Consider the following 23,135-nt stretch of genomic DNA (forward strand, 5'->3'; position numbering starts at 1 on the left):
AGCCTTTTTTGATCGATTAGCGCTTATGCTTTTGCTAATAAATGCGCTTCAAGGTAGTGAGCAACCGCTTCATCAGCATTAGAGCCAATTACTTCGTTGTCTGGTAATGCTTGTTTTACTTTGTCGTGAGAAGTGCCCATAACCAGCCCTTTACCAGCCATCGAGAGCATCTCCGCATCATTCATACCATCACCAAAAGCAATGCAATCAGCCAAGGTTAAATGAAGAGCTTTAGCAACCGCTTGTAATGCATCACCTTTGGACACACCTGCATCCATTATTTCTAAACACCAAGGGGTTGAGAAGGCAATGTTCGCCTTATCACCAAAGCTTTCGTTAAACGCTTGTTCCCATTTTACGAGCTTGTCGTGATCCTGGTCATCACGGGTTAGGAAGACTTTTAACACGTTCTCTGTTGGTGGGTTTTCAACATCGTAAAGGTGGTAGCTAAAGCTATCGTGGAAATCACGCAGCGCTTCATTTTCATGGTTTAGCATCCAGCGATCACCTTGGTACATGTGAATGTGCAGATCGGGATCGTGTTTTGCCATCTCAACCACACTGCGGATCACCTCTGGGCTCAGTGTTTGTTGGAATACAAGGTTGCCATCAGCATCATGTACACAAGCACCATTTGAGGTGATCATGTAGGCTGGAATACCTAATTTTTCACGCATTTCAGCGACATCAATATGGTGTCGACCTGTGGCAAACACGAAATGTTTATCTTGTTGATGGAGGCGCTGAAGCACGTCTCGAGTGTAAGGTGCAATTTTGTGAGCAGGGGTAAGCAGGGTGCCATCTAGATCTGAAGCAACAATTTTAAACATGTGAACTCTCGATAGTAAAACAGGCGAAACGGGTATAGTGAATGCCAGAGGGAACTTTCATTCTAGATCAGCTTTATGACGAAAAAAGAGGCTAAAGTAGGATATTTAGACTTCCGCTTTTATCTTGCTTGATAAAAGCGGCAAGCTGTTTAAAAGGCTAGGCGAAATGGTGCAAGATAGCAGTTAATGCTTGGTGACGTAGCGGATCGGATTCAAACAAGATCTCATGGCGTGAGCCTTGGATGATTTGAAAATCACATTGCCCTTGTCCTTGATTCGCCGCTTGGCTAAAGCGTACTTGGCTAGCGTTATCAACGATCTTATCTTCACTGCCTTGCAGTAACAGCACAGGGATAGTGATATTGCTTGCTAGCTTAATGGCCTGACGTGCCGCTTTGATACTTTCCCATACCCAGTGATTGCTCGCGCCACCGATACGTAATGCTGGCTTTTGATCATACAGCTCACGGAACCATTGATAGCGCACTTTACTGTGAGTGAGTAAGTTGCCATCAAACGGTTTGGCATAATAAGGTTTTTGACCAATGGCATATCGTGGTGTGCTAGAGAAACATTCGGTGATCCCAATTAATGCTTCAGCTAATGGTTTGAGATGAGGTTTAACATAAATGCCGTGCATGGGCGCACTAAGTACGGCGCGATCAAACAGTTGAGGGTAACGGGCGAGCAATAAACTGGTAATGGCGCCACCCATGGAGTGACCTAAAATGAAATGTTGCTTATACCCTTGGGGTTTTACGATGTTTTCTACGAACCAATTGAGATCGTCAACATAATCATCAAACTGCTCGACATAGCCCATTTCTTTATCTTCAACTAAGCGATCTGAAACTCCTTGACCACGGTGATCGAGCGAGTAAATATGGTAGCCTTGCTGGATAAGATCATAAAACAGCTCTTGGTATTTCCAGTAGGTTTCTACTCGGCCATTGACCACCACAATCACTTTATCACTGTGTCCCGGCGTTAAACTTACCCAACCTAATTCACATTGCTTAACACCAGTAAAGCGTCCTTCGTGACGTTGTTGCCACATTTGATTGATATGGGTAGCCATGGTGCTGGGGAAGTGTTCTTCTTGTGAGAAGGTGGTGCAAGTTGAAGGTTGGCAAGTCATTAAAGCGTGTCCGGCATTATCTGTTTGGGCAAGCATCACAGTAAATGATGGCGTAGTGATTGTGTTGAATGGGTAAGCATCGTTACTTTGCACAGTATACCTTATTTATCCTTATCAGAATAAGTATTGCGATATTGCTTTACATACTCATATCAGGTTATAAACGCAATTTATAAATGTCATAAATACTTCACAGAGATCAAATGAGCATTGATGTTTGGTTGGCTTACTTGTTAGCCGCAATTGTGTTTAGTTTTGCCCCAGGCTCTGGCACCGTTAATTCGATCAGTAATGGGATGGTTTACGGCTGGCGTAAGTCATTAGCATCCATTATTGGCTTACAGCTTGGTATGGCTGTTCATATTATTTTAGTCGGTATAGGGCTCGGTGCGATTGTTGCTGGCTCAGAATTGGCATTTACCGTTATCAAGTGGCTCGGTGCGGTATATTTAGTTTGGCTGGGTATTCAAAAGTGGCGTGAGAAATCAGCACTGTCATTAGCTGATCGCGACACCACGGTATCGGCTGCAACGTTATTTAAGCGAGCGATTTTTGTCAATTTAACCAATCCTAAAACCATTGTGTTTTTGGTCGCGTTATTTCCTCAATTTATCAACCCATTAGCACCTCAATTACCCCAATTACTGATTTTAGGTATCACGACATTAGTGGTAGATGGCTGTGTAATGTTATTTTACGTGCTGTTAGCATCGCGTTTTACCCGCTATATTCGTTCAACGACGGTAATGACACGTTTAAATCGTTTATTTGGCTCCATGTTTATTGGGTGTGGTGCTTTATTGGCTTTAGCTCGGGCTTAAGTAATAACTAGAGGAAAGGGTTAATGTATTCCTATGTTGCTTGTCAGCCTATTTTTAATCGTAAACAGCAGACGATTGGCTACGAACTATTATTTCGAGATGGTGAAAGCAATGCTTTCCCTAATATCGATGCTAATGAAGCGACATGCCGTTTAGTCATGGAAAACTACATGGCTATCGGGGATAACCGTTCCTACAAGGGACAGCGTAATTTCATTAACTTTCCTGATCATTGCTTGATTGAATTAATGCCACTGTTACTACCCAAAGATAAGGTAGTGATTGAAATTCTTGAAAGCTGTAGCCCTAGCGATGAATTATTGCAGGCGGTAAAACATCTTCATCAAAAAGGCTATGTATTTGCCCTTGATGATTTTGATTGCTGCCCAGAGTGGCATCGATTCCTGCCTTATATTTCGGTAATTAAATTAGATTTACTGGCGCTGGGCGTTGAAGCGTCATGCCAATATGTGCTTGATAATCAGCATTTAAAAGCTAAATTCTTAGCTGAAAAAGTTGAGACTTATGAGGATTACACAAAAGCGCAAGCGGCAGGTTTCCACCTCTTCCAAGGCTATTTCTTTAGTAAACCTGAAGTGCTGAAAAGCCGTAAAGTGGCACCATCAGAGCTTACCACGGTGCAACTATTGCATGAAATTGCCCATGATCCGGTCGACTTTACTCGAATTGAAAACATCGTCAGCCGTGATGTGTCTTTATCGTATTTATTGCTGCGCTACGTTAATACCGTCACGAAACGTCTTCGCACACCGATTAGCTCATTTCGCCAAGCCTTGGTGTATTTAGGTGAAGATAATTTACGGCTATTTATCGGGGTGGTGGCAACAGCACATGCGGCATTAGAGAAGCCCAAAGAGCTTTACTCGTTGTCATTATTACGCGCAAAGATGTGTGAATTAATGGTGACCAAAGGGGGCGTTGGATTACGCTCCGAGCAGGCGTTTTTAGCTGGCATGTTCTCACTGTTAGATGCACTGCTTGATAACTCGTTAGATAGCTTGCTTGATATGATCCAGCTACAACCGGAGATTAAATCGGCACTGTTACAGCGCAATGGGCGTTTAGGTTTGCTACTGGATGTGGTTGATGCATTTTGTACAGCAGATTGGACGCGAGTGTCGATTTGCTGTCAGGTATTAGGTATCAAAGAAGAAGTGGTACACGAGAGCTACTTAGCAGCCGTCGAGTGGGCAGATAAGTGTACGGCGGTGAACTTAAAACGCTAAAAAAATGGGGGCTATGTAGTCTCGCCCCCGAATAGGAATCGTAATGTTATAAGTGTGAGTCAGAGGGCTCCGCACCGAGGCTACGATGCGAAAAGAGCTAGGTATGATCTGACTAAATTCATACCTGCTTTAGGATTTGTTATTGCAACTTATTGACGGTAAGCGTTAAGCATCCATAGCAATTTTTCTTGCTCACGAATGTAATCACCCATCAATGCAGCGGTACCTTCATCGTTAGCATCACCCGCTTCTGCCAAAATTTGGCGCTCTAAGCGAAGTAAAATACTAAAGCCATTCACTAAGCCTTCAACACATTCAGTACCTTCTGTTGCATTGCGATGCTCTTTGATATCGCTTGCGGCTAGGTAACTGCTAAAGCTGTGATCTGGGGTGAAGCCTAAAGTTAAGATACGCTCTGCAAGTTCATCGATTTTTAGCTGAAGATCGGTGTAAATCTCTTCAAACTTCACATGAAGTTCAAAAAATTGTTGGCCTTTAATGTTCCAGTGGTAACCACGGGTATTCATGTAAAGCACTTGGTAATCAGCTAAGAGTTTATTGAGGTCTGCAGCCAAAGCTTGTGCTTTTTGGGTATCAAGACCAATTAAATTCATTTCGCTAGTCATACTGCTTTCCTCACTCATTCGATAAATCTGTTAGATAAAGGACGCTGCCTTTACGTTGATGGAGCCAGTATAGGTAATCTTTGGTGATAGGTATAACTGTTAGGTTCTATTAAACCAATAGGTTTTAGCTATTTAATCGGTAGTGTTATTGGTCTGGTGCTATTGATTGATATAAGCCGTTTGCTCAATTGCAGATAAGAAAAAGCCACCTGACAGGATTCGGCAATTGTCAGATGGCTTTAATAAGTCTTTATTATTAGGCTGCGATTAAATCGCCGTGGCAGTTATCGCCATAACAAGGTGTTACACCGCAAATACGGTTACCTGCGTCTTTACCCATCGCATAGCCATGCTCAAGTTTATCGAGATTACGAGTTAAACGACCCACTTGAAAATCGTTATTAGGGGCAATCACGGTGATCTTACAATCTTTCGGTGGGTGATTAATAAAATCAAGTGCGGCGTTATAGCGTTGTGCACGCTTGATCACCGCATCAGCAAATGCAGGGTGATCATGGAACATGGATTTAATTAACCAAGACACCTTAGTTTCAGGTTTATGAAAGCCTAAAGGTTTTGATAGCACGACAGTAATATCACGGGCGCCGCGGCGGTAGGCTTCAATCACAGGGATCGAATCTGCGACACCGCCATCACTCATTGCTACGCCATTAATAGTAGGGTTATGGCGATAAGCAATGGGTAAGGCGCAAGTGGCTTCCATCACTGGTGTCAGGTTATTGCGTGTCACTTCAATGTATTCCGCTTCGCCCGTTTCTAGATTTGTTGTAGTGGCAAATAAAGGAATTTGGCGTTGCTCGTACTTGTACAAGTTAAGCGGTAAATGGCGAGTGCTGGTGCGCCATAGCCAATCAATGTCAGTCAGATGACCGCCGTGAGTAAAACGTGAGAAGTTAATAAACTCAGGATCACGGGAATACTCGGTAATGATTTTATGACTACGACCGTAGTTACCACACAGGTAGCCAATTAAATTGGTTGCCCCTGCAGATACACCAATCGCAAAATCAAAGTCTAAGTAGTTATGATCGAGAAAGGCATCTAATACACCACTAGCGAAAATACCGCGCATTGCACCGCCTTCAACAACCAGTGCTCGTGAATTTTCTGCTGTGCTCATAAAACTACCCATAACTAGAATTAAGTGACCGATGTCACAAGAATAAAACTAGCTAGGCAACAGTTACAGTCGGTTTTTCTTATCAGTGTGATAGGAAAAACTTAACCTTTTTCTGCTGGTGTTGCGGTCACGCTTTGACTCAGTACCTTAATACACTCAGAAAGGGCTGGGTTTAAGGTTTTACTGGCGGGATAGCACAGCCCTAAACGGCGGAACATGCGTGGTCCTTCTAGCGGTACCGTCACCAATTGATTGGCACTTTCTAGCACGCCAGTCGGGAGAAACGAAATGCCAAGCCCTGCTTGAACCAAGTGCATGACTTGGGTTTTATGCTCTGCCTTTGCCACTAAGTTTACTGATAGGCCATCACATGCCAGTAGTCCTATGGTTTGCTGGTGGGCTTCGCAAGGCGGGCACTCAATAAAATCATGTTGGTGTAATTGCTCAGGGGTGACAGATGTTAAGCTCGCAAGTGGGTGATCGGGCAACATGCACAGCACATAGTCTTCATCCCATAGCGGCAAAAAGATCTCATCTTCAGCCTTGAACATATCGAGGGTTAAGCGCGCATCTGCTGGCTTGTCATGATCAACCAATTCGAGCGATAAGTTGGCAATGTTGTGGTGTAAGGTCGCAAACACTTTCGCCAGCTGGCTTTGGCTGAGATCGGGGAAGTTTGCCAAGGTCAGTGGTAATCGCTCAGTACGCTGTTGGAACAATTGCGGTAGGGTATTTACGTCATTGAGTAAACGGATCGCTAATGGATATAAGTAATGAGCTTCATCGGTAACATCGACCCCTTTTTTATGGCGCAAAAACAGGACGGTATTCAGCTCTTGCTCTAGCTGTTTGATACCGTTGGAAATCGACGGTTGAGACACAAAGCAGCGCTCAGCGGCAAGGGTAATATTTTTCTCTTCATAAACCGCAATGAAAAAGCGTAGTAGTCGTAAATCCATCGTAAGTAACCTTCTATGATGCTAAGTGAGCAGGTTATCACAGCAATAGGATTTAGCGGGAAATAGACGTAAAAAAGCCGGACATCATGTCCGGCTAAATGGGAGAGGTGATTAACCTGCGATGTTATAGTAAGTATTAGCGCCAGGACCTACTGGGATACCCAGTACGAACACCCACACATAGAACATGATGCTCCAACCAATCACGAATACAATCGAGTATGGCAGCATGGTTGAGATCAACGTACCTAGACCTAGGTTCTTCTGGTAACGAGTGGCTACAGCTAGGATCATACCGAAGTAGCTCATCATTGGAGTAATGATATTGGTTACTGAGTCACCGATACGGTACGCCGCTTGGATCGTTTCAGGCGCGTAGCCTACCAGCATTAGCATTGGAATAAAGATAGGTGCAGTTACTGCCCACTGTGCTGATGCTGAACCAATCATAAGGTTGATAAAGCCACACATTAAGATGAAGGCGAAGAACAGCGCTGGAGCAGTTAGACCAATCGATTGTAGGAAGTCTGCACCACCAACTGCGAATACTTGACCGAAGTTCGTCCATTTAAAGAACGCCACGAATTGTGCTGCGAAGAACACCAGTACAATGTACATACCCATTGATGACATCGACACTGACATCGCGTTGATCACATCACGGTCGTTCTTCATCGTGCCAACGACTTTACCGTAAACAAAGCCTGGAATTGCGAAGAACACGAAGATAAATGCCACGATACCTTTAAGGAACGGAGAGCCTGCCACTAAACCAGTTTGTGGGTTACGTAGAATACCGTCAGCAGGCACAATCGTCAGTGCTAGTAGTGCTGCAACAGCGAGGGCTGCAAGACCAGCCGCTTTCAAACCTTTCTTTTCAAGCGCAGTCAGTTTGCCCATTTTATCTTGGCTTAAATCATCACTGGCTTCAGAAGCGTCGTATTTGCCGAGTTTCGGCTCAACGATTTTCTCAGTAACGAATGCACCCATGATGGTGATAGCAAAGGTTGAAGCAAACATGAAGTACCAGTTCACTTCTGGGCCAACAATGTAGTTAGGATCGATCATTTGTGCTGCAGTTTGGGTAATACCCGATAGCAGTGGATCAACTGTACCTAGTAGTAAGTTAGCACTGTAACCACCTGATACACCAGCAAAAGCGGCAGCAAGACCTGCTAATGGGTGACGACCTAGCGAGTGGAATAGCATTGCTGCAAGTGGAATAAGTACTACGTAGCCAAGCTCAGAGGCAGTGTTAGAGATAATACCGGCAAATACCACAACCAGCGTTACCATGCGACGAGACGCGCCCATTACCAAACCACGCATCGCAGAAGATAATAGACCAGAATGTTCTGCAATCGCCACACCTAGCATAGCAACCAGCACCGTACCTAGTGGTGCAAAGCCAGTGAAGTTTTTCACTAGGTTTGCCACGATAAGTTGTAGACCTTCAGCGTTAAGTAGGCTGACCACATGGATCATACCGTCCGCGGCACGACCTGCTGCACCTTCTGGGCGTGGATCGGTAACAGAAACGCCAAAGTAACAAGCAATGCCAGAAGCGACTAAGATCGCGATACAGAAAATAGCAAAGAGGGTAATTGGGTGCGGTAATAGGTTACCTAACCATTCCACAGTATCGAGAAAACGCGTAAAGAGCGTCTTTTTAGGTTGCTGTTGTTGTGAAGCCGATGAGTGCATCACTACCTCCGTTATAGTTTTAATCCCATCAATGGGTACTGCTTTTGTAAGCAAGATGTTATCTTGATGTTTAATGTGAAATCAATGTTAAATTGTGTCCAAATGTAAATGTATGCTTTATAACGCTTTAAAAATAACCAAATACAAAATTATTGATTAGTTGTTAAATCTTGATGGTAGGGATAATGAAAGTGACTGCTGATGTGATTAGATAAACCAATGATACAGAGAGCTATCCATAGCTTTTTTTGATGATAAACCTAAGAAATCGATATTTTTCACTTCTATCAATCCGACCTATAGTGGATACATCAACAACATGCAGGCCTGTTGAATATTTTTCGAATTACCAAAGTAGGAAAGTCTTATGTCTAAATCATTAGTTGTTATTACAGGTGCAAGTTCAGGTATTGGTGAAGCGACAGCGCGTCAACTGTCAGCTGAAGGCTACCCATTATTATTACTTGCGCGTCGTGTAGAACGCATGGAAGCAATGAACTTACCTAACACCTTATGTCGCCAAGTAGACATCACTGATGTTGCAGCGGTAAAAGCAGCGATTGAAGAAGCAGAAGCGAAGTTTGGCCCTGTGGATTGTTTGATTAACAACGCAGGCATCATGCTACTTGGTTTAGCTGATGAGCAAGATCCAGCAGAATGGCAGAGCATGTTCAACGTTAACGTGATGGGTATGTTGAATGGTATTCATGCTGTGTTATCTGGTATGAAGTCACGTAAACACGGTACTGTAATTAACATCAGCTCAATTGCTGGTCGTAAGACATTCCCTAGCCATGCTGCATACTGTGGTACTAAATTTGCGGTGCATGCGATCACTGAAAACATTCGTGAAGAAGTGGCTGATGATAACGTTCGCTTTATTACTATCGCGCCGGGCGCAGTAGAAACTGAGCTACTTAGCCACACTACCAGCGATGAGATTAAAGCAGGTTACGAAGAGTGGAAAGAAGGCATGGGCGGTGTGATTGCACCTCAAGATATAGCGAATGCGATTAGCTACGCTTATAACCAGCCACAAAACTTATGTATCCGCGAAATCGTATTGGCAGCAACTCGCCAACAACCATAAGTTTATTAACTGGGGTTAGCATGTCAGTGTGCTGTCAGTAATGTTAAAAGCACCACGCTTACTCAATACATGTTATTGATCCCCTGTTATATTTAAAGAGGAGTTATTGATATCAATGATGTCGATAATTCCTCTTTTTTGTATCAGAGGGAAAGGTGATGAGAGAAAAGGTTTGGTATTTTGATCTGCTGCGGGTAGTTGCTGCCGTTGCAGTCGTGGTGATCCATGTTTTAGGTCCTTATCGGGAACAATTAGGACAAATACCTGATTGGGAGTGGATCACTGCGATCACCTTTAACAGTTTTAGCCGTTGGGCGGTGCAGGTATTTATTATGATCACTGGGGCCTTAATGCTCAGTGATGAGCGTCCTTTTGAAGGGCGTTACTATTTAAAACGTCGGGTTGGTAAAGTGCTGATCCCGTTTGTGGTGTGGTCAGTGTTTTATGCGTTCTTCTCTGCGTTTTCCGCTTCAGGCACCAACTTTGCGACCAGTTGGAAGCTCCTGACTGACATGCCTTTTCATGAAACCTATTATCACCTGGGTTTCTTCTATTATTTTATTCCGTTGTACTTAATTGTGCCTTTCTACCAATGGGCAATTCAACGTATGGAGCCGGGGCAAGTCAAAGGTGTGGTCATGGTATGGTTGGTGATCACCGCTTCGTACTTATTCCATATTGATGGGCTATGGAGCGAGACTTACTTGCTTTACAGTGGCTATTTGATCTTGGGTTATTGCTTGTATAAATATCACTGGCCGCCAATGGTATTGTTGATCCCATTAGCCATAGTTGCACTGTTGATCACTGATTATAGGGTTGTGAGCCATAGTTTAACGGCTGGCGAATATAAAATCGGGCGTTGGTTATCTTATAAGACAATCAATACTGCAATTGCTGCTGCTGGCGTGTTTGTTTTATGTCGTTATATTAGTGATAAATTGGGTGATACAAGCCGTGAAAGATTATCAGTTATTAGCCGTCATAGCTTGGGGATCTATTTGCTCCATCCGATCTTTTTATGCTACAGTGCGTAATTACGATTGGTACTTTGCAAATCCACTTATCGCCATTCCTTTCTGGACGCTGGTGGCGGGTGGTTTAGCCTTTGCGACCAGTTGGCTATTAAGCCGCAGTACCAAAACAGCATGGTTGGTGCCATAAATAGAAAAAGCCTGACACTGTCCTGTCTCTTATACACAAATCCCTAAGCCAATGCTTGGGGATTTTTTTGAACTAATTTTATGTTTCATGATCTGATCATCTAAGCAATGATAAGGATGATTATGATGACCTATATAGAACCAACTCTTTGGGCTCAAAAACAATTCGGTCAAGCCGATCTTAATGACCCAAGACGCACTCAAAGACTCGTTGCTCTAGCTACCTCTCTGGCTGAACAACCTGGTATCCCTATCTCAAAACTCATCATCTCCCCAGCCGATATGGAAGGGGCTTATCGCTTTATTCGTAATGACCAAATCAAAGCAGAAGATATTGCAGAAGCTGGATTCTATGTCACAGCACAAGAAGCTTTTGAACAACAAACACTGCTTGCATTGGAAGATACCACTTCTCTAAGTTACTCACATCACAGCATACAAGATACACTCGGGCATTCCAATCAAGGTAATCGACACCGAGCAATGTTCGTTCATTCAACGTTGCTTTTTGCTCCCGAAACTCACACTGTAGTTGGTTTAATCGAACAACAACGCTGGACCCGAGATATTGAAAAACGTGGTCAAAGACACCAGCATGCAACTCGACCATACAAAGAAAAAGAAAGTTATAAATGGGAACAAGCATCTCGCCATGTTGCAGAGCGACTAGGCGAGAAAATGTCAGAGGTTATTTCTGTATGTGATAGAGAAGCCGATTTATTCGAGTACCTCACTTACAAGCACGAGCAACAACAACGATTTATCGTTCGCTCAATGCAAAGTCGCTGTATCGAGGAGCATGATAATCGTCTTTATGACTACGCTTCCAAGTTGTTATCAGCAGGAAGCAAAGAGCTAAAAATACCGCAAAAAGGCGGTCGTAAGTCCCGCACGGCTCATCTAGACATCAAATATGCTCCCGTGACACTTAAGTCTCCCGCTAATAAAAAAGAGTTCGATAATATCTCTCTCTACTATGTTGGATGTATAGAGCAAGGTGAGAGTGACGACAAGCTCGCATGGCATTTACTGACATCAGAGCCTGTAACGAACAAAGAGGAAGCACTTAACATCGTCAGTTATTATGAGCGTCGTTGGCTGATAGAAGATTTTCACAAGGTTTGGAAAAGTGAAGGCACGCAAGTTGAACAACTGAGAATGCAAAGTAAAGATAACTTAGAAAGGCTCAGTGTTATTTTGGCATTTATTGCTACTCGTTTACTCCAGTTAAGATTTATGAACGAATCTAAAGAGTTATCTAGTAGCTGTTGTGAACGGGTGTTAAAAGGTAAAGCGTGGAAGCTTATGTGGTTAAAATTGGAGAAGAAAAAGCTGCCCAAAGAAGCACCAAATATATCGTGGGCTTACAAAAGTATTGCACGGTTAGGTGGTTGGAAAGATACCAAGCGGACGGGTCGCGCTTCTGTAAAGACATTATGGCAAGGATGGTTTAGGTTACAAACCATCCTTGAAGGATATGAACTAGCTAAGTCTCTTGAACACAATGACTTGTGATCAAGAGACAGGACACTGTCAGGCCTAATGATTAATCACGCTTTAGCGCAAAATGCATGAACTGGTGACCACGATAAGTCATGGTACCTTTATCGCCCGGGTTTAGGGCGTGGTAATAATGGATACCCACCATAAATTCACGTTTAGGACCGCCAGCGATAGGCTCAACGTAAATCCAATATTCTTCATCTTCTTCACCTGGATGAGCGCCGATGACTTTGTTGCTTTGTTTATCAAGGATCATGACATCCAGTTTTCGCTCTGGCGCATCAAGCCCTAATGTATGGCGACGATAGCTAAAAATGAAATAGCCAAATGAGAAGATAAATAGAATGCAAATTGCCACAATGATCCCTGTTGGCATAAGGCTTACTCCTTGAAAGATGAAAGACAGTCTTGCTGGTTATTATTCACAATCAGGGGGATATCACTAATCAATGGGTAGAAAAGCGTGATCTAACCGTAACAAAAATAAGATAACTTTACGTAAGCTATCTTGCATATTGGCACTTTAGTTGTAAGGTAAATATGAGGCATCAACAAGGAGTGGGCTCATGGTCGATATTGAGCAAGTAATTGATCGTTCAAGACGTATTGAAGATTTATTACGTCACCATTATCACGCCAAAGGTTCTGATCTTCAGCAATTGATTGGCAGTTGTGAAGATCGTTTACCCCATGACGTGTTAGTGAAGCTAGAAAAGGTCGCTGAACTCAATAAACAATTTACATCGTCAGATGGTCGAGTTGATTCGAGTGATGAGTTCATTCAGCTGTGTAATTGGTGTGAAAAGGAGTTAGCACCGCGCAGTAGTCGTCTCGTGTGGGGCGTGGCAATTACATTACTGTGTGGTTTCACGTTAGCCGCAATATGGTTTTATACCGTGAATTGGCATCATATTAAGCTCTAAGTGCTAAATTACTCTATTTTTATCTAAGCCCGATGTAGCAATGCGTCGGGTTTTATTTTGCGCTAAAACAGAGATATTGATGTTATTTGGTGCAATTTAGGCTGGGGTGTGAAGCAGATAAAAAAATGGCGCCAGAAGGCGCTATTTTTTCGAGTTGGGAAAATCTTTTAGTAGAGAATCGGTAGTGTCATTAGGCCAACAACTACAGCAATCATCATAAGTCCTTGTTTTTGAGAAGAAGTGAACATATTGTCATCCTTTTTTTTGTTAACGTTTTATCTTGACAAAAAGAATAACATTTTTTTTACCAATTAGGCAACATCAAGCCTTGAAAATAAAGATAAAAACATTTTTCTATCAAGATAAAAGCCTCGAATAGCCAAATAAACAGTGTTTTTCTTATTTTTTCATAATGTAATATTTTGTTGATTTTATATTTTACTTATTTAACCTTTTGTTTTTATTGGTGTTGTGTTGTTGTTTTTAGTTTGGGTTGATTTTGTTTTTCATTTTATTGGTAAAACTAAGCTTATTGGTCTTATGGTATGAATATATCGCTTTATCAATAATAACCTTGTTGTTCATTTCTCTTTTTATAACGAAATTCAATCAAACCCTTTCTCTATATTCTTCTTTTATCTAGAAAAAGCAGGTTTTTAGATAAAACTTTTCATTCCATGGGCGAATACTTTCTTGTTTGTTCTTTGAAGATAGTAATTAGTTTTCTATAACGTATTGTTTATTAATTGATATTTGTGGCTTTGGTTATGTGAAGAGAGAGGCGGGTAAGTTCATGCTTTGTTCGTATCTTTATTAAAATAGAAGAAAATAATGCTCTAAGAATGGGAAACGTTTGCTTTGCATTGTTTTGCTGTTCTCTATGTCAGTTTTTTTAGGCTTTGTGATCTCAGAGTAAAGAATTTCCGATTATTGAGATAACAAAGGCTATGATATTTAGTCACTGTTACAAGAGCTATTAGAAGGGATGTAATCGGCACTTATGTGGTTATGTATTATTTTGTTGGCTGTGCTTCATATCATGGCAGCATATCTCGGACCTCGCTGGTTGTTCTACGTCAGTAAGCCATTAACGGTTATTTTGATGGTGGTAGCTTGCTTATGGAGCGGGGTCCCAAGCTTCTATTATTGGGCGATCATCGTTGGGCTATGTCTATCGGTATTGGGGGATATTTATCTGATGTTGCCGCAAGATCGGTTTATTGCGGGTTTAATCAGTTTTTTCCTCGCGCACGTTGTTTATAGCGTTGCTTTTGTGAGCCAATGGCAGGGGCATGTCGGCTGGTGGCTACTCGCGCTCTGCATCGCAGTGGGTGTCGTGGTATTTTTATTATTGTTGCCTTACTTGGGTAAGTTACAAATTCCTGTCGCGTTATATATGGGTGTGATTATACTGATGGCATATACAGCCGGGCAATTTTGGTTGTTATCTCACAGCCAAGCGGCACTGTTAGCTATGGTAGGCGCCGTGTTGTTTGTCTTATCTGATCTAACATTAGCGATTAATCGATTTAAACAGGAATTTACCGCTTCAACGGCGATAATTATGTCGACATACTTTATTGCTCAAGGGCTGTTTGTGGGATCAGTGCTTGCGCTGTAGCGAAAGTGTCATTTGAGGAGTACTTATGTCTGAGCAATGGCAATGTATATATAGCGCAAGTAATAGCCTTGAGGCGCACAGTGTTAAAGGGTTATTAGAAAGCGAAGGGGTCAAAACGCGCTTAACAGGAGAGGCCTTAGGCGCTGCAATTGGTGAGCTGCCTGCAAATGTGGTCGAAGTGAAGGTGTGGGTTTCACCGTGGCAATGGCAGCGAGCACAAGTGATTGTGAGTGATTACAAACGTAATGATTATCACGATTGGTGTTGTAGTCAGTGTGGTGAAGTGAATCAGGGGCAGTTTGAATTGTGTTGGAATTGCCAATGTGATCGCGACCAGCATTAACGTTCAGTTACAAGACAATAAAAAAGCGAACTTGTGAGTTCGCTTTTTTGTTTTATTCTATGTCACATCATGTGCTTACGACGGATATCGAGTAGGGCAAAGATACCAAAGATAAGTATCGACCACTTCTCCCAACCGGACATATTAATTTTATCGCCAAATGCGCCGATAAAAATAAGCATTTGTAGACCGTGCATCATAAACAAGAACGCGGTCATGATATATAACGCCATGGCTGCCACGCCAGGGAATGGGTGAACAATATTTATCAATAGCACCAGCCAAACAAAAGCAATGACCAGCTTAGCGATAAGTATTAATGCCTTCATGGTTCCTCTCTAGCAAATAAGCGATAGCAAACCTGTCCTGCTGTTTTTTCACGGTGCAGGTGCCAATGGCTTGGCGTTGTCAGGTTGCCTAATTCCTTTTCGGCTTCAATATAAATCATTGCATGGGGAGCAAGCCAGCCGTTGTTTTCCAATGCTGTGATCACGTCTTGAATAAGATCTTTTCTAAAAGGAGGATCAATAAAGATTAAATCATGTGCACTGCCTGGTTGTGACAGAAATGCTAAGCTGTCACCATTAACCACTGTCGCATTTGTTGCACCAACGGTTTTTAAATTTTGCTCCAATTGATTGGCAGCTTTTTTGTCGAGTTCAAGCATCGTGACGCTTTCTGCACCACGAGAAAGAGCTTCAAAACTTAAACCGCCGCTACCAGCGAACAGATCAAGGCATTTAGATTGATAAATGTCTTGCGCTAACCAGTTGAAAAGTGTTTCTTTTACACGGTCTGTGGTCGGACGTAGTCCTTCGACATCATGAACGGGTAATTTGCGTCCACGCCATTGTCCGCTAATGATGCGAACGAACCCGCCAGGACGATTATTTTGTGGTTTGCGAGTTGTTTGTTGTCTACGCTGCGTCATAGATTTTTTTGACCGTTGAGAAAATGATAGTATACACCTGTTTTTAGGCTGCAAATTGTACCAATCAAGCGCTAGGATTCGCCAATGGCAGAAAAAAAGAAACGCGGATTATTTTCATGGCTCGGATTTGGCTCTGAAGATAACGATGCTCAAAAGGAACAAACTACTGAACAATCAGTAGTCGATGGGGCTACAGAAAGCCCTGAATCAACACATTCCTCTGACGAGGCAACAGCGAAAGTTGAGCATAATGAAGATGTTCAAACTGACGACTTAGCTGCAACAGAGCAAGAGAAGATTGCTAAGACCGATGATGTCGAATTGGCAGAGACGTTGCAAGTAAATGACGCTGAAAAAACACACGTTGTTGAAGAAACGGTAACGGAAGCGCCAGAAGTCTCATCAGAGCTTGAGCCATCAGCACCAAGTAAAGATGCAAAAGAAGACGAGGCAGAGTTAACTGCGCCAACAGAGGTTGAAAGTGAAGCAGCCCCTGAAGACGTAGAAGCCAAGCCTGTTGAGCAAGAAAAACCAAAATCGGAAGGGTTCTTTGCCCGCTTAATGCGTGGTTTAAAGAAAACCAAGACCAATTTTGGTGCAGGTTTCTTCGGTCTATTTAGTGGCAAGAAAATCGATGATGAACTGTTTGAAGAGCTGGAAGAGCAGCTATTGATTGCAGATGTCGGCATGGATACCACGCTGAAAATTATCGAAAATCTGACCGATAAAGCATCTCGAAAGGAACTTAAAGACGGCGAAGCCCTCTATGGTTTACTAAAAGATGAATTGGCAGACATGCTAAGTAAAGTAGAGCAACCTTTGGTTGTTGATACTAGCAAGAAGCCGTATGTCATCTTAATGGTAGGCGTTAATGGTGTCGGTAAAACTACCACTATCGGTAAGCTAGCGAAGCAATTCCAATCTGAAGGTAAATCCGTCATGTTGGCAGCAGGTGATACATTCCGTGCGGCGGCTGTTGAACAGTTGCAAGTATGGGGTGAGCGTAACCACGTTCCTGTTGTAGCGCAACATACTGGTGCTGATAGTGCTTCAGTGATCTTCGATGCTATTGAATCGGCAAAAGCGAAGAACATTGATGTAGTTATTGCCGATACCGCAGGTCGCTTGCAAAACAAAGGCAACCTAATGGAAGAGCTACGTAAGATTGTTCGCGTAATGAAGAAGGTGGATATCGATGCCCCTCATGAAATTATGCTAACCGTTGATGCGGGCACCTACCAAAATGCGATCAGCCAAGCTAAGTTGTTCAGTGATGTGGCTCCGGTATCGGGGATCACGATCACCAAATTGGACGGCACAGCAAAAGGTGGCGTAATTTTCGCTATTGCAGATCAGTTTAATATTCCTATTCGTTACATCGGTATCGGAGAGGGCATTGATGATCTCCGTCCATTTGCAGCAGATGAGTTTATTGAAGCGTTATTTAGCGATGAGGAATAAAGCGTGATTCGATTTCAGCAGGTAAGTAAAGCTTATCGTGGCGGTAGGCAAGCCCTACAGAAAGTAGATTTCCATCTACGTCCAGCAGACATGGCTTTTTTAACCGATCACTCAGGTGCCGGTAAAAGTACCCTGCTGAAATTAATTTGTGCTTTAGAACGCCCAAGTGATGGTCAGATCTGGTTTAACGGTCATGACATCACGCGTTTACCCAATAAGCAGATCCCATTTCTGCGCCGAAATATCGGCATCATTTTCCAAGATCACAAGCTACTGATGGATCGCAGTGTGTACGACAACGTTGCATTGCCATTACGTGTTGAGCAAGTGCCGGAAAATGACATCAAGCGTCGTGTTTGTGCGGCGCTTGATAAAGTCGGATTGTTGGATAAAGCCAAGTGTTTGCCAATCCAACTTTCCGGTGGTGAGCAACAGCGTGTGGGTATCGCCCGCGCTGTTGTGAACAAACCTATGTTACTGCTTGCCGATGAGCCAACCTATAACTTAGACCCAGATCTATCACAGCAAGTGTTGCGCTTGTTTGAAGAATTTAACCGTGTTGGGGTAACCGTATTAATGGCAACCCACGATACGTCATTATTAGCGAGCCGAGATTATCGTCGCTTTGATCTACAAAAAGGAAACCTAAGGGAGTTGAGTCATGGCGCGTAAATCGACTAGTTTCTTTGCGATTCATCGCCAGCAAGGTGGGGCTGCGCTAAAAGATATGTTCCGTCGCCCATTAGGTAACTTTTTAACCCTAGCGGTATTGGCCTTTGCTCTTACGCTACCGTGTACCTTCTACCTAATGGCAAAGAACATCACTGTAGTGGCTGATTCTTGGCAAAACCCAAGCCAAATCACCGTATATCTGAATAACAAAGTCAGTGATAGTGACGGTGAAGCCTTTGCTGACAGCATTAAAAAGTGGCCTGAGACGGAAAGTGTTCGATACATTTCAGCGGCGCAAGGATTAGAAGAGTTTCGTTCTCATGGTGGTTTTGAAAAAGCACTGAGCCTGTTTGACGCTAAAGATAATCCACTTCCAGCGGTGATCATTGTTAAACCCGCTCCTGATTGGCAGAGCGATGTACAAGCCCGCGCACTTGCTGACAAGCTAGGCAAAGAGCCACTGGTGAATGAAGTGCGTTTAGATAGCGATTGGCTACAACGTTTAGCGGCGATTCAAGATCTAGCGATTACGCTGGCAATGCTAATGTCTGGCTTGATGCTATTTGCGGTATTTTTGATTGTGGGTAATACCCTGCGCCTACAAGTACTAAGTCATAAAGATGAAATCCAAGTGATGAAGATGGTGGGTGCAACAGACAGTTACATCCTACGTCCTTATCTTTATGTCGGTGTTTGGTATGGCTTAATTGCCGCTGTGATTGCGTGGATCTTAACGGCAGTGGTGACATTGCTGCTTGATGAAGCGGTAGCGAAGCTTGCCAACCTCTATGGCAGCAATTTTAGAATGATCGGATTGGGCTGGGATGAAAGCTTAATAATGGTTATGCTAGCAGCGTTTTTAGGCTTACTAGCAGCAAGATTGTCTGCTGGACGTCACCTAAAGGAGATCGAACCGGTGTAAATTGTCGTTTATATCAGTTTCGATACAGCTTTATTGATTAATGATGCCTGTAATTCATATTCATTTGTGCTTCGGCTTGCAATTGGACTATGTTTACAGGCATTATTGCAGGTTCACGTAACGTAAGTTGGCGTTTATTTATCGTTACGATAGAACAAAAATAGTACAAAACACGCGAGGTCTTTGAATGTCAAAAGAGATGTCTGCAATGGCTCTGGTATCAACGGACAGTTTGGATAGTTATATTCAGACCGTAAACCGTTATCCAATGCTCACGCCAGAACGTGAGAAAGAGTTAGCTGAACGTCTGCATTACGATGATGATATTAACGCTGCGAAAGCATTGGTAATGTCGCATCTGCGCTTCGTTGTGCATATTGCTCGAGGTTATTCTGGTTACGGCCTGCCGATTGCTGATCTTATTCAAGAAGGCAATATTGGTTTAATGAAAGCGGTGAAACGTTTTAATCCTGAAGTTGGGGTTCGCTTGGTTTCATTTGCAGTGCATTGGATCAAAGCGGAAATTCACGAATACGTACTACGTAACTGGCGTATTGTGAAAGTAGCGACCACCAAAGCCCAGCGTAAATTATTCTTCAACCTACGTAAGTCGAAAAAACGTTTAGGTTGGTTCAACAACGAAGAAGTTAACATGGTTGCCGAGCAACTAGGTGTTGAGCCTGAAGAAGTACGAGAAATGGAATCGCGCTTAGCGGCGCAAGATCCGACCTTTGAAATGCAGAACGATGATGACGATCGTGATGCAGCACCAATGGCACCAGCATATTTCCTAGAAGATAAAAGCTCTGATGTGGCACTGACCTACGAAGAGAATAACTGGGAAAACCATGCTAATAATCGTTTATCACAAGCATTAGCCAGCCTTGATGAGCGTAGCCAACACATTGTTCGTTCACGCTGGTTAGACGATGATAAGTCAACCTTACAGGATTTAGCGGATAACTATGGCGTGTCTGCTGAGCGTATTCGTCAGCTAGAAAAAAATGCGATGAAAAAGCTAAAAGATGCCGTGGGCGATTTTTATTGATCCATGATCGCAATTTAGCAATGAGAAAAGCCGACCTGAGTGTCGGTTTTTTTGTGCCTGAAGATCCTGCAAATCGGTGAGTAACTTAGGATAGTGAGAAGCGAGTAATAACAGCTCGCTAGTATATTGAAAAGAATGAGATAACCGTCACTATTGTGAGTATCTCTGTGTATTAAAGAATATCTTATCCACAGTTTATGATCGGATCCGATCTACATATAGTGGATCCTTTTTTAACAAAACACATTATCAACGCAATTCACAGACTTTTCCACAGATGATTACTTTGTGTTCATGTTGTGGGTAAGATCGACGGCAAGCCCTTGTCTTCGCTTGAAAGTTGTTTTGTTACTCGCTTCGGAAAATGTGGATAAACCGTAATTTTCTGATGGAATATATTCATCATAAGCTGAGGTATAATGGCTCGGTTGGCGCGAAAGCGTGATTCAAGCGTCAGGATCGTGTTAAAAGGATCCTGTGTTTACCTCTGTCGATCTGATAATAAAAACAGTAAGGATCGATAGAGAGATAATCTAAAGTCAGTCAAAGGAAATTCATGGAACAGTTTCAGCACATTTCAGTAGAACAAGCTTACGAATTACTGCAGCAGGCAGACAGCCAAGCGGTGTTAGTTGATATTCGTGATCCCCAGTCGTTCGCGTTAGCGCATCCCGAGCAAGCTTTTCATTTAACCAATGACACTATGGTGAGCTGGATGGATGAGGTGGAGTTTGAACAACCCGTGATCGTGATGTGTTATCACGGTATTAGTAGCCAAGGTGCGGCGCAATATTTGATCAATCAAGGCTATGAGAATGTTTATAGCTTAGATGGTGGTTTTGAAGCATGGCGTCGTGCGGCATTGCCGATGATCCAAGCATAAACTGCTTTATGATGGTATCTCACGTGAGATAATGATAGATCTTGGTTTAGACATTTTTTCTGACAGATAAGGTCATCATTATGTATCGCTTAGCGGGATTCTATAACCCTCGACAAGCCCAAGCTTTTATCGACTATATGGCCTATCGGGGGATTGAGATCTCCATGGCGCCAGAGCCAGAGGGTAAATTTGCATTATGGCTGGCAGATGAGCAGTATCTGGTGGAAGCCGAAGCTGAGCTGAATGCTTTTTTGCAAGATCCTACCAATAAAAAGTACCAAGCAGCATCATGGCAGGTTGCGGAAAGCCGCACTGCCAAATTCCATTACAATAACCCCAGTTTGATCAACATGGTCAAAGCCCAAGCGGGGCCTTTTACCTTACTGGTCATGGTCGCTTCGCTAGTGATTTATGGTCTATGGTTGTTAGGGTTTGAAAGCACCTTATTTGCATGGCTTCATTTTCCCTTTATGAATGGCGATCAATGGGAGCTATGGCGTTACTTCTCCCATGCGCTTCTGCATTTCTCGCCAATTCATGTCATTTTTAACTGCCTATGGTGGTGGTTGCTAGGTGGACAAATTGAGCGCCACAGTGGCTCAGCTAAACTGGTGCAGATTTTCTTATTATCCTCACTGGTCTCTGGCTTTGGTCAGTTCTGGCTCGACGGTCCTAACTTTGGTGGTTTGTCCGGTGTCGTGTATGCATTAATGGGTTACATCTGGTGGATGGGCTGGTTAGCACCACAACGAGGCTTGGTGATCGCACGCTCTTATGTGATCTTCATGTTGGTATGGTTGGTGATTGGTTTTGCTGAACCGATGGGAACATCCATTGCGAATATGGCGCACCTATTTGGCTTATTGACAGGTTGTGTGATTGCGTTTTTTGACGCAAAAATTAATCCGCCACGGCAGGCTTAATACTAGAAATATCGTTAAAGCGGCAATGTTCGCTTTAACGATATCACCCAAAGTGATGTTACTGATAAAGGAACTTGGTAAAGAGTAGCTCAGCAACAGGCTGGTGACGGGTTTCTGCCAGTAGTAGTCGATTGACTTGATCTTGGCAAGCTCTACGAATTTCTTCACGACCTGCGAGCGATTTAATTTTCGCTTCTGGCTGCTTACTCACAATTTCAATGATAGCGTCACGGATCAGTGGGGTGTGGTATTCAATTTCCGTTAAGTGCTTTTGATCTCTGATCATCAGATCGATTTGCAAGCGGATATAACCGAGTCGTTTACCTTGAGTCACATAGTTGGTAGTGATATCAGGCTCTAAGGTGTAGTAGGTGATCTGAGGTTGATTGGCGACGTCTTCACTGGAGGATGCCACCGCAATGGGGCTTTGAAGCAAGCCGATAAGCGTTAGTGCTGTCGCAAAAGCAGATAATTTCATCATTATACTTATGTTGTCCACGTTGTTTGTGAGAAACAGGTGTAATCTTTTCACAGTAACGATATTCGTACTGGTTACAGCTTGCTACAATAGCAGATCATTATGTTAATAAATTAACCGCATTCAACCAAGTGTTATCGATCACGAGTTCGTTGATTAAGTAGTGAGAACATGTCGGAATTCAAGCAGTTATATAGTCCGTTACTTGAAGGTGCTGTATGGTATCCCGCCGTTGAATGGGCATTAGAAGGAAGCTCAGTCGGGCATTGGTTATTAGAGTCTGACTCTTTATCTCGCCGTTTGGCTGCCCACTGCCGTGTTTTCTCGGTCACAGTTTTAGAGCAAAAAATAGTGAACAATGGTGAGTTGTCACTATCTGAGCGAGCACTGCTTGGCATGAGTGATTGCCTTGAGCGTACGGTTATGTTGCAAGGCGATCAACAATCTTGGGTTTATGCGCGCACGTTAATTCCAACCTCGATTTTATGTGGTGAGGAAAGCGATCTCGCAGAGCTTGGCACCAATCCCCTTGGATATCGTGTTTTTAATGGTTCGAATGCACGTCGTGATGCATTGGAAATCGCAAAATTAGGTATGCCCGAGCGACCGATTTGGGCGCGTCGTTCACGATTATGGATCAATGAAAAACCCCTGCTGGTGGCGGAATTGTTTTTAGATGGCTCACCAGTTTATGCAAGGAAATAACCC

Annotated in this window: 24 protein-coding genes and 1 pseudogene; 15 read left to right on the plus strand and 10 right to left on the minus strand. The window is 43.2% G+C overall.

Annotated elements, in window-relative coordinates:
• Nucleotides 1-23: 23 nt before the first annotated feature.
• Both Q7674_RS07250 and Q7674_RS07255 read right to left on the minus strand, forming a co-directional pair.
• The gene (locus tag Q7674_RS07250; protein WP_045066315.1) at nucleotides 24-830 is read right to left on the minus strand and encodes a Cof-type HAD-IIB family hydrolase; all 807 of its coding nucleotides are present in this window, start codon (nucleotides 828-830) and stop codon (nucleotides 24-26) included.
• Between the two features lie 157 nt (nucleotides 831-987).
• The gene (locus tag Q7674_RS07255; RefSeq protein WP_080892262.1) at nucleotides 988-1,908 is read right to left on the minus strand and encodes an alpha/beta fold hydrolase; all 921 of its coding nucleotides are present in this window, start codon (nucleotides 1,906-1,908) and stop codon (nucleotides 988-990) included.
• Nucleotides 1,909-2,171: 263 nt separating this feature from the next.
• Here Q7674_RS07255 and rhtB point away from each other — a divergent pair, with 263 nt between their 5' ends.
• A complete protein-coding gene (gene rhtB / locus Q7674_RS07260) occupies nucleotides 2,172-2,789 on the plus strand; it encodes a homoserine/homoserine lactone efflux protein (protein ID WP_045066317.1) in 618 nt (205 codons plus the stop codon).
• A 23-nt stretch (nucleotides 2,790-2,812) separates the two neighbouring features.
• A complete protein-coding gene (locus tag Q7674_RS07265) occupies nucleotides 2,813-4,036 on the plus strand; it encodes an EAL and HDOD domain-containing protein (RefSeq protein ID WP_045066318.1) in 1,224 nt (407 codons plus the stop codon).
• Nucleotides 4,037-4,185: 149 nt separating this feature from the next.
• Here Q7674_RS07265 and Q7674_RS07270 read toward each other — a convergent pair whose 3' ends face one another.
• From Q7674_RS07270 to Q7674_RS07285, 4 genes are all read right to left on the minus strand, one after another.
• Entirely contained in the window at nucleotides 4,186-4,662 is a 477-nt protein-coding gene (locus Q7674_RS07270; RefSeq protein ID WP_045066320.1) for a Dps family protein, read from the minus strand.
• 256 nt (nucleotides 4,663-4,918) lie between these two features.
• Nucleotides 4,919-5,803, minus strand: a complete 885-nt coding sequence (locus Q7674_RS07275) for a patatin-like phospholipase family protein (RefSeq protein ID WP_045066322.1) — start codon at nucleotides 5,801-5,803, stop codon at nucleotides 4,919-4,921.
• A 101-nt stretch (nucleotides 5,804-5,904) separates the two neighbouring features.
• The gene (locus Q7674_RS07280) at nucleotides 5,905-6,762 is read right to left on the minus strand and encodes a LysR family transcriptional regulator (RefSeq protein ID WP_008988232.1); all 858 of its coding nucleotides are present in this window, start codon (nucleotides 6,760-6,762) and stop codon (nucleotides 5,905-5,907) included.
• Between the two features lie 111 nt (nucleotides 6,763-6,873).
• Nucleotides 6,874-8,466 carry an AbgT family transporter gene (locus Q7674_RS07285; RefSeq protein WP_305423417.1) on the minus strand — a complete coding sequence of 531 codons (1,593 nt, stop codon included), beginning with the start codon at nucleotides 8,464-8,466 and terminating at the stop codon, nucleotides 6,874-6,876.
• Between the two features lie 367 nt (nucleotides 8,467-8,833).
• Between Q7674_RS07285 and Q7674_RS07290 the strand changes: the two genes are divergently transcribed.
• The 3 genes and pseudogenes from Q7674_RS07290 to Q7674_RS07300 all read left to right on the plus strand — a co-directional run bounded on the left by Q7674_RS07290 (nucleotide 8,834) and on the right by Q7674_RS07300 (nucleotide 12,234).
• Entirely contained in the window at nucleotides 8,834-9,556 is a 723-nt protein-coding gene (locus tag Q7674_RS07290; protein WP_023933906.1) for an SDR family oxidoreductase, read from the plus strand.
• 158 nt (nucleotides 9,557-9,714) lie between these two features.
• Nucleotides 9,715-10,720, plus strand: a pseudogene (locus tag Q7674_RS07295) (acyltransferase).
• Nucleotides 10,721-10,845: 125 nt separating this feature from the next.
• Entirely contained in the window at nucleotides 10,846-12,234 is a 1,389-nt protein-coding gene (locus tag Q7674_RS07300; protein WP_305422587.1) for an IS4 family transposase, read from the plus strand.
• A 31-nt stretch (nucleotides 12,235-12,265) separates the two neighbouring features.
• Here the strand turns inward: Q7674_RS07300 and Q7674_RS07305 are convergent, their stop codons facing one another.
• Nucleotides 12,266-12,598, minus strand: coding sequence for a DUF2500 domain-containing protein (locus tag Q7674_RS07305; RefSeq protein ID WP_045068235.1), 333 nt, complete (start codon nucleotides 12,596-12,598; stop codon nucleotides 12,266-12,268).
• A 190-nt stretch (nucleotides 12,599-12,788) separates the two neighbouring features.
• Here Q7674_RS07305 and Q7674_RS07310 point away from each other — a divergent pair, with 190 nt between their 5' ends.
• The 3 genes from Q7674_RS07310 to Q7674_RS07320 all read left to right on the plus strand — a co-directional run bounded on the left by Q7674_RS07310 (nucleotide 12,789) and on the right by Q7674_RS07320 (nucleotide 15,109).
• Nucleotides 12,789-13,145, plus strand: a complete 357-nt coding sequence (locus Q7674_RS07310; protein ID WP_045066008.1) for a hypothetical protein — start codon at nucleotides 12,789-12,791, stop codon at nucleotides 13,143-13,145.
• 1,000 nt (nucleotides 13,146-14,145) lie between these two features.
• Complete coding sequence (locus Q7674_RS07315; protein ID WP_045066007.1) at nucleotides 14,146-14,766, plus strand: lysoplasmalogenase; 621 nt, start codon at nucleotides 14,146-14,148, stop codon at nucleotides 14,764-14,766.
• A 25-nt stretch (nucleotides 14,767-14,791) separates the two neighbouring features.
• Complete coding sequence (locus tag Q7674_RS07320; RefSeq protein WP_045066005.1) at nucleotides 14,792-15,109, plus strand: putative signal transducing protein; 318 nt, start codon at nucleotides 14,792-14,794, stop codon at nucleotides 15,107-15,109.
• 62 nt (nucleotides 15,110-15,171) lie between these two features.
• Here Q7674_RS07320 and Q7674_RS07325 read toward each other — a convergent pair whose 3' ends face one another.
• Together Q7674_RS07325 and rsmD are read right to left on the minus strand one after the other, a co-directional pair.
• Entirely contained in the window at nucleotides 15,172-15,438 is a 267-nt protein-coding gene (locus Q7674_RS07325) for a DUF1145 domain-containing protein (protein WP_305423423.1), read from the minus strand.
• Nucleotides 15,435-16,040: a 16S rRNA (guanine(966)-N(2))-methyltransferase RsmD gene (rsmD, locus tag Q7674_RS07330; RefSeq protein WP_023933901.1), complete on the minus strand. Its 606-nt coding sequence runs from the start codon at nucleotides 16,038-16,040 to the stop codon at nucleotides 15,435-15,437. Before rsmD ends, Q7674_RS07325 begins: the two co-directional genes overlap by 4 nt.
• Nucleotides 16,041-16,124: 84 nt before the next feature.
• On the opposite strand from rsmD, the gene ftsY reads away from it, so the two are divergent.
• The 6 genes from ftsY (at nucleotide 16,125) to glpG (ending at nucleotide 21,949) form a co-directional block, all read left to right on the plus strand.
• Complete coding sequence (gene ftsY / locus Q7674_RS07335; RefSeq protein WP_305423425.1) at nucleotides 16,125-17,501, plus strand: signal recognition particle-docking protein FtsY; 1,377 nt, start codon at nucleotides 16,125-16,127, stop codon at nucleotides 17,499-17,501.
• Between the two features lie 3 nt (nucleotides 17,502-17,504).
• Entirely contained in the window at nucleotides 17,505-18,173 is a 669-nt protein-coding gene (gene ftsE / locus Q7674_RS07340; protein ID WP_305423427.1) for a cell division ATP-binding protein FtsE, read from the plus strand.
• Entirely contained in the window at nucleotides 18,163-19,095 is a 933-nt protein-coding gene (ftsX, locus tag Q7674_RS07345; protein WP_318494375.1) for a permease-like cell division protein FtsX, read from the plus strand. Before ftsE ends, ftsX begins: the two co-directional genes overlap by 11 nt.
• A 187-nt stretch (nucleotides 19,096-19,282) precedes the next feature.
• Nucleotides 19,283-20,143: an RNA polymerase sigma factor RpoH gene (gene rpoH / locus Q7674_RS07350; RefSeq protein ID WP_023933893.1), complete on the plus strand. Its 861-nt coding sequence runs from the start codon at nucleotides 19,283-19,285 to the stop codon at nucleotides 20,141-20,143.
• Between the two features lie 556 nt (nucleotides 20,144-20,699).
• The gene (gene glpE, locus Q7674_RS07355) at nucleotides 20,700-21,026 is read left to right on the plus strand and encodes a thiosulfate sulfurtransferase GlpE (RefSeq protein ID WP_008988219.1); all 327 of its coding nucleotides are present in this window, start codon (nucleotides 20,700-20,702) and stop codon (nucleotides 21,024-21,026) included.
• A gap of 80 nt (nucleotides 21,027-21,106) precedes the next feature.
• Nucleotides 21,107-21,949, plus strand: coding sequence for a rhomboid family intramembrane serine protease GlpG (gene glpG, locus Q7674_RS07360; protein WP_045066001.1), 843 nt, complete (start codon nucleotides 21,107-21,109; stop codon nucleotides 21,947-21,949).
• Between the two features lie 58 nt (nucleotides 21,950-22,007).
• Here the strand turns inward: glpG and Q7674_RS07365 are convergent, their stop codons facing one another.
• Entirely contained in the window at nucleotides 22,008-22,430 is a 423-nt protein-coding gene (locus Q7674_RS07365) for a flagellar basal body-associated protein FliL (protein ID WP_052671761.1), read from the minus strand.
• Between the two features lie 168 nt (nucleotides 22,431-22,598).
• Here Q7674_RS07365 and Q7674_RS07370 point away from each other — a divergent pair, with 168 nt between their 5' ends.
• A complete protein-coding gene (locus Q7674_RS07370; protein ID WP_023933890.1) occupies nucleotides 22,599-23,132 on the plus strand; it encodes a chorismate--pyruvate lyase family protein in 534 nt (177 codons plus the stop codon).
• Nucleotides 23,133-23,135 lie beyond the last annotated feature (3 nt).

Source organism: Photobacterium leiognathi (assembly GCF_030685535.1).
Lineage (GTDB): Bacteria > Pseudomonadota > Gammaproteobacteria > Enterobacterales > Vibrionaceae > Photobacterium > Photobacterium leiognathi.

What these genes read in the sequence shown, in the direction of transcription:
- Q7674_RS07250 (WP_045066315.1), bottom strand. Translation starts at nt 830, where the DNA reads ATGTTTAAAATTGTTGCTTCAGATCTAGATGGCACCCTGCTTACCCCT.
- Q7674_RS07255 (WP_080892262.1), bottom strand. Translation starts at nt 1,908, where the DNA reads ATGGCTACCCATATCAATCAAATGTGGCAACAACGTCACGAAGGACGC.
- rhtB (WP_045066317.1), top strand. Translation starts at nt 2,172, where the DNA reads ATGAGCATTGATGTTTGGTTGGCTTACTTGTTAGCCGCAATTGTGTTT.
- Q7674_RS07265 (WP_045066318.1), top strand. Translation starts at nt 2,813, where the DNA reads ATGTATTCCTATGTTGCTTGTCAGCCTATTTTTAATCGTAAACAGCAG.
- Q7674_RS07270 (WP_045066320.1), bottom strand. Translation starts at nt 4,662, where the DNA reads ATGACTAGCGAAATGAATTTAATTGGTCTTGATACCCAAAAAGCACAA.
- Q7674_RS07275 (WP_045066322.1), bottom strand. Translation starts at nt 5,803, where the DNA reads ATGAGCACAGCAGAAAATTCACGAGCACTGGTTGTTGAAGGCGGTGCA.
- Q7674_RS07280 (WP_008988232.1), bottom strand. Translation starts at nt 6,762, where the DNA reads ATGGATTTACGACTACTACGCTTTTTCATTGCGGTTTATGAAGAGAAA.
- Q7674_RS07285 (WP_305423417.1), bottom strand. Translation starts at nt 8,466, where the DNA reads ATGCACTCATCGGCTTCACAACAACAGCAACCTAAAAAGACGCTCTTT.
- Q7674_RS07290 (WP_023933906.1), top strand. Translation starts at nt 8,834, where the DNA reads ATGTCTAAATCATTAGTTGTTATTACAGGTGCAAGTTCAGGTATTGGT.
- Q7674_RS07300 (WP_305422587.1), top strand. Translation starts at nt 10,846, where the DNA reads ATGACCTATATAGAACCAACTCTTTGGGCTCAAAAACAATTCGGTCAA.
- Q7674_RS07305 (WP_045068235.1), bottom strand. Translation starts at nt 12,598, where the DNA reads ATGCCAACAGGGATCATTGTGGCAATTTGCATTCTATTTATCTTCTCA.
- Q7674_RS07310 (WP_045066008.1), top strand. Translation starts at nt 12,789, where the DNA reads ATGGTCGATATTGAGCAAGTAATTGATCGTTCAAGACGTATTGAAGAT.
- Q7674_RS07315 (WP_045066007.1), top strand. Translation starts at nt 14,146, where the DNA reads ATGTGGTTATGTATTATTTTGTTGGCTGTGCTTCATATCATGGCAGCA.
- Q7674_RS07320 (WP_045066005.1), top strand. Translation starts at nt 14,792, where the DNA reads ATGTCTGAGCAATGGCAATGTATATATAGCGCAAGTAATAGCCTTGAG.
- Q7674_RS07325 (WP_305423423.1), bottom strand. Translation starts at nt 15,438, where the DNA reads ATGAAGGCATTAATACTTATCGCTAAGCTGGTCATTGCTTTTGTTTGG.
- rsmD (WP_023933901.1), bottom strand. Translation starts at nt 16,040, where the DNA reads ATGACGCAGCGTAGACAACAAACAACTCGCAAACCACAAAATAATCGT.
- ftsY (WP_305423425.1), top strand. Translation starts at nt 16,125, where the DNA reads ATGGCAGAAAAAAAGAAACGCGGATTATTTTCATGGCTCGGATTTGGC.
- ftsX (WP_318494375.1), top strand. Translation starts at nt 18,163, where the DNA reads ATGGCGCGTAAATCGACTAGTTTCTTTGCGATTCATCGCCAGCAAGGT.
- rpoH (WP_023933893.1), top strand. Translation starts at nt 19,283, where the DNA reads ATGTCAAAAGAGATGTCTGCAATGGCTCTGGTATCAACGGACAGTTTG.
- glpE (WP_008988219.1), top strand. Translation starts at nt 20,700, where the DNA reads ATGGAACAGTTTCAGCACATTTCAGTAGAACAAGCTTACGAATTACTG.
- glpG (WP_045066001.1), top strand. Translation starts at nt 21,107, where the DNA reads ATGTATCGCTTAGCGGGATTCTATAACCCTCGACAAGCCCAAGCTTTT.
- Q7674_RS07365 (WP_052671761.1), bottom strand. Translation starts at nt 22,430, where the DNA reads ATGATGAAATTATCTGCTTTTGCGACAGCACTAACGCTTATCGGCTTG.
- Q7674_RS07370 (WP_023933890.1), top strand. Translation starts at nt 22,599, where the DNA reads ATGTCGGAATTCAAGCAGTTATATAGTCCGTTACTTGAAGGTGCTGTA.